At 39.7% G+C, this 13,865-nt stretch carries 12 protein-coding genes and 1 pseudogene; 6 read left to right on the top strand and 7 right to left on the bottom strand.

Features of this window, described 5'->3' with window-relative positions; all coding sequences use genetic code 11:
• Together L652_RS0115810 and L652_RS0115805 are read right to left on the bottom strand one after the other, a co-directional pair.
• On the bottom strand, positions 1-1,273 hold a 1,273-nt coding region (locus L652_RS0115810; RefSeq protein WP_024603372.1), incomplete at its 3' end, for an IS4 family transposase.
• 143 nt (positions 1,274-1,416) lie between these two features.
• Positions 1,417-3,849 (bottom strand): VolA/Pla-1 family phospholipase, encoded by a 2,433-nt coding sequence (locus L652_RS0115805; protein WP_024603544.1) that lies wholly within the window; start codon positions 3,847-3,849, stop codon positions 1,417-1,419.
• 206 nt (positions 3,850-4,055) lie between these two features.
• Here L652_RS0115805 and L652_RS0115795 point away from each other — a divergent pair, with 206 nt between their 5' ends.
• Positions 4,056-4,802, top strand: coding sequence for a YciK family oxidoreductase (locus tag L652_RS0115795; protein WP_002959717.1), 747 nt, complete (start codon positions 4,056-4,058; stop codon positions 4,800-4,802).
• Positions 4,803-4,885: 83 nt separating this feature from the next.
• Here the strand turns inward: L652_RS0115795 and rluB are convergent, their stop codons facing one another.
• From rluB to L652_RS0115775, 4 genes and pseudogenes are all read right to left on the bottom strand, one after another.
• Positions 4,886-5,758, bottom strand: a complete 873-nt coding sequence (gene rluB / locus L652_RS0115790) for a 23S rRNA pseudouridine(2605) synthase RluB (RefSeq protein ID WP_024595359.1) — start codon at positions 5,756-5,758, stop codon at positions 4,886-4,888.
• A complete protein-coding gene (gene scpB / locus L652_RS0115785; RefSeq protein ID WP_002959713.1) occupies positions 5,755-6,345 on the bottom strand; it encodes an SMC-Scp complex subunit ScpB in 591 nt (196 codons plus the stop codon). The genes rluB and scpB overlap by 4 nt, the downstream gene beginning before the upstream one ends.
• A 151-nt stretch (positions 6,346-6,496) precedes the next feature.
• Positions 6,497-6,990, bottom strand: a pseudogene (locus L652_RS01000000123965) (EF-hand domain-containing protein).
• A gap of 227 nt (positions 6,991-7,217) precedes the next feature.
• Positions 7,218-7,649: a hypothetical protein gene (locus L652_RS0115775; protein WP_007582577.1), complete on the bottom strand. Its 432-nt coding sequence runs from the start codon at positions 7,647-7,649 to the stop codon at positions 7,218-7,220.
• Between the two features lie 240 nt (positions 7,650-7,889).
• On the opposite strand from L652_RS0115775, the gene xthA reads away from it, so the two are divergent.
• The 3 genes from xthA to L652_RS0115760 are packed head-to-tail and all read left to right on the top strand — an operon-like array spanning position 7,890 to position 10,161.
• On the top strand, positions 7,890-8,696 hold the full coding sequence (gene xthA, locus L652_RS0115770) for an exodeoxyribonuclease III (RefSeq protein WP_024596546.1): 807 nt from the start codon (positions 7,890-7,892) through the stop codon (positions 8,694-8,696).
• Between the two features lie 5 nt (positions 8,697-8,701).
• The gene (locus L652_RS0115765) at positions 8,702-9,349 is read left to right on the top strand and encodes an energy-coupling factor ABC transporter permease (protein ID WP_024596545.1); all 648 of its coding nucleotides are present in this window, start codon (positions 8,702-8,704) and stop codon (positions 9,347-9,349) included.
• Positions 9,346-10,161 (top strand): putative RNA methyltransferase, encoded by an 816-nt coding sequence (locus tag L652_RS0115760; protein ID WP_024596544.1) that lies wholly within the window; start codon positions 9,346-9,348, stop codon positions 10,159-10,161. Before L652_RS0115765 ends, L652_RS0115760 begins: the two co-directional genes overlap by 4 nt.
• On the opposite strand, the gene yfbV is transcribed toward L652_RS0115760, so the two are convergent.
• A complete protein-coding gene (gene yfbV, locus L652_RS0115755) occupies positions 10,158-10,604 on the bottom strand; it encodes a terminus macrodomain insulation protein YfbV (RefSeq protein ID WP_024596543.1) in 447 nt (148 codons plus the stop codon). The two genes, L652_RS0115760 and yfbV, sit on opposite strands and share 4 nt — an antisense overlap.
• 282 nt (positions 10,605-10,886) lie before the next feature.
• Here yfbV and L652_RS0115750 point away from each other — a divergent pair, with 282 nt between their 5' ends.
• Together L652_RS0115750 and pta are read left to right on the top strand one after the other, a co-directional pair.
• Positions 10,887-12,101, top strand: a complete 1,215-nt coding sequence (locus L652_RS0115750) for an acetate kinase (RefSeq protein ID WP_024596542.1) — start codon at positions 10,887-10,889, stop codon at positions 12,099-12,101.
• Between the two features lies 1 nt (position 12,102).
• Positions 12,103-13,865, top strand: a 1,763-nt coding sequence (gene pta / locus L652_RS0115745) for a phosphate acetyltransferase (RefSeq protein WP_024603543.1), incomplete at its 3' end; no start/stop codon positions are given.

Below are 13,865 nucleotides of genomic sequence, written 5' to 3'. Positions count from 1 at the left end.
TGCGCTTGGTATCTTTCCAGCCTCCTAACTTTGCCAGTTCCTGATACGCCCATGACATATTTGGAGCAGTTTCAGGCAATGGTGTTTTTATTCTCTTTAACCACAATAACTTCCATGCTTTGGGAGATAACAGTTGTTCACAACTTGGAGAATCAGGCTGCTCATTGGTGAACTTTAGTTGCAATATTCGCGTCGCAATAAAGCCATTAATCGTCACCAATCTTTCCATGTTATCTTGGCTTTGAAGGCGTAAACTTTCGATATCCGTACCATCACTTTTCCAGACTTTATGGTATTCCTCTACAAGCCAACGGTGCTCATAGTAGGTGATGATAGCTAAGGCGTCTTCTTTGCTGGTGACTGGTTCACTGGTTAATAGGTGCCAGCTTAAGCCATTCTTAGCGTTTCCTCGCTCTGTACAGCCGACATAGTAAACTGGGAGGGAGTGTCCTTTCTTATTGTAAGGCGCTTTGAGTGTCACTGGCGCATAGGTGATATCCAGTGTTGCGCTTCGGGCTTTTCTTCCTCCTTTTTGTGCAATGTGGATGTGTTTGGTGCCTGCACTCATCAGCTCGCTTGCAAACGCATAGAGCTTATCCTCACCTTCTTCAATATGACGACTTTGCATCGAGCGTACGACGAATCGTTGCTGCTCGGTCAGTTTATACTGCAAGTATTCGTAGATGTCCGCTTCGCGGTCACACACCGATATCACGTTCGCCATTTGTCCTTGCAGCCGCTCTGCCATCGCTCGTGACGCTGACTCCCACTTGTAACTTTCTTTTTCTTCGTAAGAAGTCGTCGCGTGTTTTTCTCTTTTTCCAATCGTGTTGATATCACGACTCCAGCGAGACTGTTCAATTAATCCCACAACTTGCTTTGTGTCTGGCGCAAACAGTAATACGCTATGAGCTAACAAGCCTCGTTGTTTTGCTCCTCGTCCGACATGACCCAAATCATCTCGAATGGAGGAATGTTTATAAATTAGTGTGGTCGTGTCTTCTAATGCGAGCAACAAGTTATGACTTTTTGCTTGTTCAACCGTGGCTTTAAAGCCTGACTCTGCTATAGCCGTTGCGCCAATATTCTCGTTGCGAATAAAGCGGTAGGCACCTTCCATATCGCCGGGGGATTGAGTGATGTTTACAAGTGGTTTTCCTGGTTCATTTGCAAGCGTTGATGCTAACTTTACCAGACGCGCTGTTCTTCTTGGATCACCTAAGTCCGATTTACCGAATTGTTGTTTTGCCCAATGAGTATGTTCGTTAATCATAATGTGCCCTCAAACAAGATTTGAAGATCTGATCATGACATTGAGATTTAGTTCAAAAAAATCCCCGCTAATTTCTTAGCAGGGATTTGTGTATAAGAGACAGCTTTTCAGTGGCTTTTAAAGGTTAATTATTTTATTGGCTATTAATCAGTCACAACCTCAGGGTTGGAAACTAATAACATTCGACCGCGAGCAGCTAAGTAAGTAGCTACTTGCAACTGCATTTCTGTATTAGCGGCAGNAGCACTGCCTTCAACAGTTGCAGCTTGTGCATCATCTTGAGCTGGCGTTAATATAGAACCATGATGCCCTTTAGTAAATTTAACTAAGTAGCTTGTTGGTGTTTCAGTCAATGCTTGCGAAGTACTTACTGTTTCAAGACCCATCAAGTTAGCTAATGGAATTGTGCCTGAAATAGGATTATTTGCTGCCATTGGTGGTATCACTTGGTCAGGCTTGTTATCAACACCATCGCCCACAACAACATTAGTATAAACAGGAGTACCTAATGCTTTTACAGTGGCTGCGTAATTAGTTGGATCGCCGCTATCTAGCGCTGTTTGCGCCGCAAATGCAAATTGAGTAAACACTCCTTGAATATTAGTAAGCTTACTTGTTTCACCAACTGTAGTTAACGAAGCTACATACTCGTTATAACCACAAGTTAAATATGCTTCCATATCTGGTAATACTGCACCACAGTTAGACACTGCATCAACTTGTAAATACGCGTTAAACTCATCAGCTTCTGTTGTACCTGCTTGTGAAAGTACTGAACCTTGGATAAATGGACCAAATGCAGCTGATTCTAGTAAGAAGCTAGCTATACCGCCGCCGCCGCTTGCAAGTGCTACTGTGTTTACATTAAATAATGGGTCAACGGTTGGCGCTAATGGGTTATTAGCTTGTGCAATAAATGCAGGGGCTACAATAGAGCCTAATGAATGACCAATGTAAGTTACATCTTGCGCATTAATCGTTGCATCATTAATAAAGTTTAGACCTAAACGTAAACCCAATAAATCAGCCGCTGATTGACGTAAGCTATCACGCGCAACAAGTAATGAACTTAAGTTCATGTAACTAAGCACAGAACCCGTTGTTGCATTAAAGTCGTCTGTTCCATCACCATCAACATCTATTCCACGCTCACCATGTCTTGGATGGTCAATAGCAACTGTTGCAAAGCCTTGAATAGAAAGCTGCGCCGTTAAAGCAAGCATACTTTCTTTTTGTGTTGTAATACCGTGTTGCATAATAACAACTGGCCATCCGCTATCAGGCATTGCGATAGGATCTAATTGTAACTGCGCACGTACACCATTAATTATTGGTAAAATAGGCTTAGTAACTTGCACTGGCACATTTGCCATGCTTTGTACTTTTGGAATGGAGTTATATTTTGTTAAATGACGTGTGCTATCTAGTCCTAAGTCACGTAATTGCCCGTCACTTAATGCAGAACATAAACCATCATTTTCACTAATAGGATCTGTAGGAAATGCATCACCAGCAACGGCCTTGTAACCGATTATTGCCACCGCGTTATCACACATACCTTGCCAATATGTATCACTTAAATCACTAATATCAGTACCCGTTGGTGTACCTAAATACATTGGTAGCATAATGCTACCTTTTTGATATTGCACACCAGAGAAAGCAGCAGACACTTCTACACCCTTAGAAGCAAATACCTGTTGTACATTTACCATCGGTTGTTCAGGAACTTGAAGCGCAGGCGTTGGCATCGCAGGCTGTTGCAAACTTGCAGCTAGCAATTTTTTAATTGTCCCAAGTACTGGCCCCGCAGACTGAATAGTCATTGCGCTAGAAAAAATAATATCTTCTTTTGTTATATTTCCTGAACTTACAACTACATTTTCGTAACTGTTAACAGCGCCCTGCAAACCAAGTTGGGCTTCTGTAATTAATGGCGCTTCTTGTTTAACCAGCCCATAAGTAGAAGAAGGCTCGATAGAACGCCCTAATGAATCTTTAAGACCAGTAGTTAGTACATTGATGTATGAGCTACCAGCCGTAAATGGTTTTAAAGGAATAATTGCAACGGCATCACCAGAAGCTTGAGTAACAAAATCAACACCAAAAGTAAGCTCACCGACCAATTTACAAGCTGTACCTGCAGCTACAACTGAACATTCTGCGTCAGTTAAACTTGCACCCATTACTACTTCAAAAATGCGAACTGTACCAGGTGTCCCAGCAGACGTTTCATCTAAACTCACATTTGGCGGAAATGTTAAATCGATTTTATAAGGAACCTGCGAAGACCAACCATCAAGTGCACCTAGAGCAAGCTGAGGGTCAGCATAAGCTGCACGAGAAATAGACACATTGTCGTCATCTAATTCTCCTGGAATATTAAGTGTACCGTCTTGGGTTCCACTCATTAATAAATCATTAGGTACCGATAAGATACCTGCAGCAGGGTCAAATGTAACCGTTGCTGTTGGAATAACGGTTGCTGTGTCGTTCTTAACATCTTCTAACGTTTCTCCGCCGCCACAACCTGCCAAGGCAGCTGTAACAGAGAGTGAAAGTAGCATTTTTTTCATATTGTTGGCTCCGCACATATTTTATTTTTATAGTGTGTTTAATCAGTGTATTAAGTTAAAACAATGTAATCAGGTTATTAATGAGACATTAGACCAGTTAAACTTAACGTAAAGTTTCTATTTTCGCCACCTAATTTTACAATAAATTCGATTACTTCACGTTTCGCTATGTTAAAATCAAAAAAAATAGATGAATGGGTACTTTTATGCACACATATCAAGCGGCTGAAAACGCACTTAAAGATAAAATTATTTTAATAACAGGCGCCGGTGATGGTATTGGCCGAGTAGCAGCAATTACGTATGCAAAATACGGCGCTACAGTTATCTTATTAGGAAAAACAACTAATAAACTTGAATGTGTTTACGATGAAATTGTTAATGCGGGTTACCCTAAACCTGCAATTGTGCCCATGGACTTAAAAGGCGCAACTAAACAAAACTACCGTGACCTTGCTGCAACAATTGAATATCAATTTGGCCGCCTTGATGGCTTGCTTAATAATGCAGGTATTTTAGGGTCACTTGGTCCACTTGAACATTTTTGCTCATCTACGTTCGAAAACATAATGAAAGTAAACGTGACCGCGCAAGCGATGATCACTAAAGCGCTTTTTCCTGTTCTTCGTAAGTCTGATAATGCATCGATAGTATTTACGTCATCAGGTGTAGGCCGAAAAGGCCGTGAGTTTTGGGGGCCATACGCCATCTCAAAATTTGCTGTAGAAGGCATGATGCAAACATGGGCATGTGAAGTAGGCAAAACGAATATTCGTATAAACTGTATTAATCCAGGCGCTACTCGCACTTCTATGCGCGCTGCTGCATACCCCGGAGAAGATAGAGACGCGCTTGCTACACCAGAAGATTTAATGCCAACCTACTTATACTTGATGAGCGATGATTCTAGTAAAGTGAATGGCGAATCGTTAGATGCTCAAGTAAAAAAGTAATTTAGAGTTTAAAAAATTTATACAACACACATTAAAAAAGCCGCAATTAGCGGCTTTTTTGTGTGCAATAAATAACTAATTTATTATTTACGTTTGGTAGGCTTAACACGTTGATTGTGTTTTTTAACTGCTTTGCGGATCTGGTTGATTTTAGCGCGTTTATCTTTGCGTTTTTCAGGCATAACAGAAAGCTTAGTTTGTGTCTCGCGCCCTAATTTAACGGTTTTGCGTAAGTAGTTTACTGTTTCTAAATCATACTCCATCCAACCACCTTGTGGCACGCGCTTATCAAGCTCTAGTTTACCGTAACGAATACGAATAAGACGAGATACTTCCGCATCTTGAGACTGCCATAAACGACGTACTTCACGGTTACGTCCTTCATTTAACGTTACGTTAAACCAGCGGTTAACGCCTTCGCCACCCATAGGGGTTACAGTCGTGAATTTGGCTGGACCATCTTCAAGCTCAACACCACGTAGTAAGTTTTTAACCGTTTCATTGGTTACTTCACCAAATACACGCGCAGAGTATTCACGCTCTACTTCATAGCTTGGGTGCATCAAGCGGTTAGCTAATTCACCATCATTAGTAAAGAGCATCAAACCCGAAGTATTAACGTCTAATCGGCCAACCGCAATCCAACGCTCACCATCAATACGAGGAAGTCGGTCAAATACTGTACGACGCCCTTCTGGATCTTTACGTGTGCTTAACTCACCTTCGGGTTTGTTATACATAATCACACGACAGATTCTATCTGCTTTTTCTTCAATCTTTACAGTGTGCCCGTCAACACGAATCAAATCGGTTTCTTCAACACGGTCTCCTAACTTTGCCACTTTACCGTTTACACTAACGCGGTTTGCATCAATGTATTTTTCCATTTCACGGCGTGAGCCTACGCCTGCACGGGCTAAGACTTTTTGTAACTTTTCACCTTGTATAATACTCATTCGGATGGTTCTCTCACAGAAGGATCGCTCAATAACTGGTTAATTTTACTTTGCTGCTCTGTTGGCAGCGCAGGTAAGTTTTCAAGTCCAGTTAACGAAAAATAATCTAAAAATTGTTTAGTAGTTGCATATAAAGCCGGCTTACCCGGAACCTCTTTATGCCCTACCACTTTAACCCACTCTCTTTCGAGTAGGGTTTTAATAATATTCGAACCCGTAGTAACACCCCTTACTTGCTCAATTTCACCGCGCGTAATGGGCTGCCTGTATGCAATAAGTGATAATGTTTCCAGTAAAGCACGCGAGTATTTTGGTGCGCGTTCTTGCCACAAGTTATTTAACCAAGGGCTTAAACTACTACATGCCTGAAAACGATAACCGCTACCAACTTCGACTAAGCGAATACCACGAGTTTGAAAATGTTCTTGTATTGTATCTATTGCGTCGTTTATTCGCGCCATAGAAATAGCTAAATCTATTAATACAGTATCTTTAAGGTGGCGTTTACTCACAGGCTTATCTGCAACAAAAATAGCTGCTTCAATGATCTCAACTAGTTGTTCATCACTAATTCGCCGACCCGCCATACACACTCTTAACAAATAAAAATACACAGCCATCTATTATGACAGAACAACGCCAAACTAGGAAAATATATCTACTAAATAACTAGATTTTAAACACAAAAAAGCCAGTGATTATCACTGGCTTCTAATTTACTCTTTAAAACAACAAATATTAGCTGTGTTTAATGGCTTCTAATGCATCATCTTCAGCTACTGCGTTACCGTATTTTTTAATGTAACCCATAAACTCGCTTTTACTGATGCGCTTATCTTGGTTTTTATCCATGTAACCAAAGTGATTTGAAATATCATCATCGTTACCTTCAACTACCGAAATATAGCCATTACTGTCGTTATCTAAGCTTGAAAAGCTGCTTTCAATTTTATCGAATTTAGCGATTTCAGCTTTAAATGCCGACTCACTTACTTCAGAATCAGTGGCTACTTTACCATTGTTTAACTTCATGTAAGTGTTGAATTCTTTGCGGCTAATTTCGTTATCCATATTGGTATCAATATTTGAAAAATGGCCCCAAATGCTATCGTCATCAGCTTCAACTTTTGAGATGTAGCCATCGCTGTCATTATCTAAACTTGCAAAGTCACTGTCTATTCTTTCAAGACCTTGATTAGATGAACAANGGCTGCTAATGTTAACTTTTTCATAAGACGTATCCTTCGTAATTAATTAAATGTCACTTTAACTAATACAAATCCAATGCCAATAATAGTTAACTTATAAGAATCAATAACTTAATCTTGACTTGTGCATTTGTTGAACAGTTTCAATAAGTTAAGCTTGCAAGCTTTGCAAACAACCTTGTAATTTTTGCAAAAAAATACCCGGTAAAAAACCAGGTATCTCAATTTTAGTTATATAGTTCAGCTAATAATTAGATTGCTGCGTTTTGGTAGCGTTTAACAAACTCAGTAACGTTTTGACCATTACATTTTAATGAGTTTAAGTTACCAATTTTTTGACGAACAGGTGCTAAACCTTGTTTTAAAGCCGTCATACATAATTGAGTTTCTTGTTGAGCGTCTTTTGCAAATACTTCTACTTTCTCAACTGATGCGTTGCTTAATGTCGTTTTTTTAGCAATATCGCGAATATCTTCACCATTACATAAAATGCTTTTAGAAAAACGAGATAAGTAAACACCGTGCTGAGCAGCTTCTTTACGAGCAACACTAAAGCCTTCGTTTGCGCTTAGTACACATAACTTAGACTCAATTTTATTATCTTGACTGAAGTAAGTATTGCTTTGTGCTGAAGCAGTTGCAGATGCTAATAAAGCAGTAGCTAAAAGTAGTTGTGTTTTCATGAGAGATCCTATTTGAACGAGCTAAACAAGTGAATTTCGCGCATTATATATTCAATAAAGTTAAGTTCAATTGAATTTTTTATTTATTTAAAAAATTAATACTGCATTTACAATGTTTAAACTTTACTCACCAATTGATCAACATTTGTGCAGCTATTTTCTCATTTCAGTCATGTTATGTACGCGTATTTACTGATACAATTTAATTCATTAAATAGATCCAATTTTAAGGTAAATTTTATGAAAGTGATTTCTTTCAATATCAATGGTCTGCGTGCTCGTCTTCACCAATTGCAAGCAATTATCGACAAACATCAACCAGACGTTATTGGTTTGCAAGAGATTAAAGTTCATGACGAAGCATTCCCACTAGAAGATGTACAAAAAATGGGATATCACGTCTACTTTCATGGCCAAAAAGCCCATTATGGCGTAGCTATGTTATGCAAAAAAGAGCCTAAATCGGTCTTAAAAGGCTTTGCTACCGATACAGAGGAATCGCAAAAACGCATGATAAGCGTCACTGTTGAACAAGATAACGGTCGCGACCTTACAGTCATGAATGGCTATTTCCCACAAGGTGATAATATTAATCACGAAACTAAATTCCCTTATAAACGACAATTTTATAAAGATTTGATGACACACCTTGAAACCAACCACACCCCTGATCAAGACGTCATTGTTATGGGCGATATCAACATATCACCCACCGATTTAGATATTGGTATTGGCGAAGTTAATGCAAAGCGTTGGTTAAAAACGGGTAAGTGTTCTTTCCAACCGGTAGAGCGTGAATGGCTTGCAACATTACTTAATTGGGGCTTTAAAGACACCTTTAGAGAACAAAACCCAGAAACAGACGATCAATATTCGTGGTTTGACTATCGCTCTAAAGGGTTTGTAGATAACCGAGGGCTTCGAATAGATGTAGTACTTGCGACTAATGAGCTTGCAGCACGCTGTATAGATACTGGTATTGACTACGAACTGCGCGGTATTGAAAAACCCTCAGATCATGCCCCTATATGGTCAACATTTAAGTAATTACTATGCTCAGCATAACAATACAAGGGCTACTTTGGGCCCTTGTAATTATTATTGCCCTACTAAGCTTTGATAAAAAAACATATAAAACATTGCTTAATACGCCAGCCCGTCAAACTGGAGTTCTTGCATGTGCGTTAGTGTTTGCAGTGCTTTGGCGAATAAAGGCTGGCATTTTAACTGGCCTTGATTTACACATCCTAGGTGTTACGGCTGCTACATTAATTTTAGGCTGGCGATTGACTATTTTAAGTAGCTTACTTGCCACAGCGCTACTCGCTGCCTTTGGTCAAATTGAACTTGAGCTGTTACCAGTACAACTGTTTATTGGTGCGTTTATTCCTATTTTATTGAGCTATCTTGGCTTTATAATTAGTTACCAGTATTTACCTCGTCATTTTTTTGTTTATATATTTGTTTGTGCGTTTATAACCGCAGGATTTATAGCCTGTATAAAAATAGGCCTAGGTGCTTTATTTTACTTAGCTATAGGGCAATACAATTGGCAAGAACTTGCAGATAACTACGTTTATTTAAGTGCCATAATTTGGTTTCCTGAAGCAATGCTCAACGGCATGGCTATAACAATTATGATCACCTATCGCCCGCATTGGGTAAAAACTTTTTACGATAAGGACTACCTAGACTCATGAGTCTACAATATCAATGCCCGCTATGTAACCTCGCACTTTTGAAAGCTGATTCAACACTTCGTTGTGCTAATAACCACAGCTTTGATTTTGCCAAAGAAGGGTATGTTAATTTACTGCCTGTGCAACAAAAAAATTCAAAACAACCAGGCGACTCCCTTGAAATGGTACAAGCTAGACGCGCATTTTTAGAGCGTGGATACTACCGCTTTTTACAACAAAATCTTAGCGATCTAGTCGGTCGAATAAGTGCGAATACGGTTATAGATTTAGGATGCGGTGAAGGGTTTTATACCCAAGCTATAGCAAGTAAAACAGACGCTATAGTGTACGGCGTCGATATTTCAAAATCTGCCGTTAAATATGCGGCAAAGCGCTACCCTAATTGCCATTTTAGTGTTGCATCAATTAGCCAAGCACCTTTTAAAAGTCAATTTGCTGATATACTTATTAGCGTATTTGCACCTTTGTTTGAGGATGAACTTGAACGTCTAGCTAATAAAAACGCAACATTAGTGGTAGCAAGCCCAGGCCCTTATCATTTAAAAGAGCTAAAATCGTATATATATTCAGAAGTAAACGAACATACTGAAATAGCCACGCCAAAAGGGTTTCAAAAAGCAGAACAGGCTCTTTTAACAGAGCATATAGCGCTTAGCTTTACTGATATTAAAAACTTAATAATGATGACGCCATTTGCATGGAAATTTAGACCCGAGCACTGGACAGCACTCGAACAAAAAGGTGAACACAATGTCACCTTATCATTTTATATTACTCAGTTTACCAAAATAGATAATGGTATAACCCGCTAAAACTGCTCTTTAGTAAATGCTCTATCCATTTTTTCAAACATATCTTTAAGTAAGTTAGCAAGCTCCATATAACGGGGCTTGTTCTCACTTAACTGCGTTTGATATCCATTAGCCGCCATTTTAGTGTACAGCTCGTTGTACCATTTTTGCATCGCAGGATCTAAAGGCGTTTGCGCTCGTTTACCTAACCAAAATAAACCTTGTAAAGGTAACGATATAAAAAATAATGCACTCGCAATAGCTTGCGGTAAAAAATCAGAACCTAAGTAATTAAGCTGAAAAAACAACGTTAGCATAGCCAAGATTGGCATTACTGTAATGGCAAGCTCAGTCGCTCTAATCACTCTAAACTCTAAAAACAAAGGCGCAAGCTCTTTACGCATTGGCCATTTTTTACCATACAAACGGCCTGTTTGTAGTTGTGACATCACACTTTTTTGCATCATGACTCCTCACAGATACTGCTTTTAAATACAATAGAAAACGAGCTATACCAAAGTGTAACACAAAATGAGGGAGTTACACTTTCTCAGTAAAAGAGCTTAAATTTCCCCTTTAATGGCGAACAATCCTAACTTAAACATCATAAATAAGGTAAAATATTTAACATTGAGTTAACCACTTTGCAGTTGAACATTTAATTGTTTTAGCTTTATTTAATACCGTAAGTGTAACTATCACGTATTAACGTTCACTTACTAAATTTGTTTATGGAAATTGAATCTATGCCAACAACCTCACCTGAATCCCAACATGTTTTAGTTTTAAACTGTGGTAGCTCTAGTTTAAAGTTTGCCATTATTGATGCAAACGACGGTCACGAAATTATATCAGGCCTTGCTGAACGCTTGGGCGCCAAAGCCCCCTCCATTAAATACAAATTTAATGGAACTAAGACGGTTATCGACTTAGCGGCTAATCAAGCGCATGCTGAGGCTATAAATACGCTTGTAAGCTTAATAAAGGATCATAACCTTGATGAGCACCTTATTGCTGTTGGGCACCGTGTTGTTCATGGCGGAGAGCATTTCACAAAGTCAGTCTTAATTGATGAAGACGTAATTAACGGTATTACTAAAGCGTCTTCTTTAGCGCCGCTACATGGTCATGCGAACTTGTTAGGTATTTCATCTGCACAAGCTTCATTTATAGGTTTACCCCAAGTAGCAGTATTTGACACAGCATTTCATCAAACTATGGATGAAGTTGCCTACCTTTACGCCCTACCCTATAAGCTTTATACAGGCTACGGTGTAAGACGCTATGGTATGCACGGCACAAGTCATTACTATGTAGCAGGACAAACTGCTAAATTATTAAATCAGCCTATAGAGAAGAGTAATTTCATTAGTGCTCATTTAGGTAATGGCTGCTCTGTTACTGCAATAAAAAATGGTAAAAGTGTTGATACCAGTATGGGTTTAACGCCATTGGCTGGTATTGTTATGGGTACTCGCAGTGGAGATATTGACCCCGGTTTATTTAATTTTTTAACTACACAGCTTAGTTACAACGCTCAGCAAATAGATAATTTATTAAACCAAGAAAGCGGCCTACTAGGTATTAGCGAACTCTCTAACGATTGTCGAACGATTGAAGAAGCCGCTGTTGCCGGACATAAACAAGCACGTTTAGCGCTGGATATTTTTTGCTACCGACTAGCCAAACAAATTGCAGCCTACATGGTACCATTACAACGTTTAGATGCACTTATATTTACTGGCGGCATTGGCGAAAACTCCGATATCATACGTGAAAATGTCATTAATCAATTAGCTTTTTTAGGGTTCAGTTGTGACCAGAAGAGCAATCTTGATGCACGTTTTGGTAATCAAGGTATTATTAGTTCAGCCAATACTTCATCCAAAGTGGTAGTAATGCCGACCAACGAAGAGTGGGTTATTGCACTTGATGCCGCTAACATCGTAAAGGAGCTTTAATATGGCACGTCGTATTATGTTAATTCCTGTGTCTACCGGTGTGGGTTTAACGTCGGTATCAGTTGGTTTAGTTCGCGCTCTTGAGCAAAAAACAGTTAAAGTTAACTTTTTTAAACCCATCGCTCAGCCTCGTTCAGGCGAAACAGGTCCTGAAAAATCAACACAAATAGTCACTCAAGGTTCACCTATTAACCCACCCACCCCTTTTGCTCTTGATTATGCTGAGCAAATGATTGGCGACGGTAAAGGTGATGATCTACTAGAGGAAATTGTTGAACGCTTTGAAAGTAAAATAAACGACGATGAAGTAGCTATTATTGAAGGTATGGTGCCTACTCGTCGCCAACCTTATGCTGGGCGTGTAAACCGCGAAATTGCGCAAACACTCGGCGCTGAAATTGTATTTGTACTTACCCCTGGTAATTACACCATTACTCAAATAGAAGACCGCCTAGAAATTGCAGCAGGTAATTACGGTGGAATCGATCATCCTCGTGTACTGGGCTGTATTTTTAATAAAGTAAATGCGCCACTTGATGAAGAAGGCCGTGCACGCGCCGATTTAGTCGACGCTTACAAACCCGAAGAGCTTGAAAACGAGTTAAATCGTTTAGCGTCTTTACCTATTTTTAAAAAAAATCCGTTTATGTTGCTTGGCGCAATCCCGTGGGATTTTGACTTAGTAGCGCCACGCGTAAAAGACTTAAGCGCGTATTTAAAAGCAACAATAATTAACGAAGGCGATATGCTTCATCGTCGCCTGCGTCGTATCACTTTTTGCGCTCGTACGGTTTCTAATATTTTAAATTATTTTACGCCAGGTGCTTTATTAGTAACACCGGGCGATCGCTCTGACATACTTGTTGCTGCGTGTTTATCTGCTATGAACGGCACTAAACTTGGCGCTATATTACTCACCGGTGGCTTTGAGCCAGAGCCACGTATTATGGCTTTGTGTGAACAAGCTATGCAAACCGGTTTACCAATACTCGCAACCGATGCCGACACATGGCGCACATCACTATTACTGCATAACTTTAATATGGAAGTACCAAATGATGATGACCAACGCATTGAAAAAGTAAAAGATCACAACGCAGAACATATCAATTCAAGCTGGCTCGATACTCTAGCTCAAAGTGTAGGCAAAACGCGTAAGTTATCACCACCTGCATTTCGTTATTTATTAACCGATAAAGCACGTAAAGCAGATAAAACCGTAGTATTACCAGAAGGGAATGAACCTCGTACAATTAAAGCGGCTGCTATTTGTGGTCAACGTGGCATTGCTAAAACTATATTGCTTGGCGATCGCGAAGAAATAATGCGTATTGCACAGCAGCAAGGTATTGAGCTAAACGAACATGTAAGTATCATCGAGCCAAAAAGTATTATAAATGATTATATTGCGCCTATGGTCGAAATTCGTAAAAGCAAAGGCCTAACTGCTGTAGTAGCACAAGAGCAACTACAAGATAACGTCGTACTTGGCACAATGATGCTTGAGCAAGGTAAAGTAGATGGTTTAGTATCGGGCGCGGTAAATACCACTGCCAATACAATTCGCCCGCCCCTGCAGTTAATTAAAACAGCGCCAGGATCATCACTAGTATCATCCGTATTTTTTATGCTGCTACCTGATCAAGTGTTAGTTTACGGCGACTGTGCAATTAACCCCGACCCTAATGCTGAACAACTTGCTGACATAGCGATTCAATCTGCCGACTCTGCAGCTGCATTTGGCATAGAGCCACGTGTAGCCAT

The organism is Pseudoalteromonas sp. TB25 (assembly GCF_000497995.1).
GTDB lineage: Bacteria > Pseudomonadota > Gammaproteobacteria > Enterobacterales > Alteromonadaceae > Pseudoalteromonas > Pseudoalteromonas distincta.
Note: the sequence above shows the minus strand (reverse complement) of the source record. Positions and strands in the feature narration are given on the sequence as shown.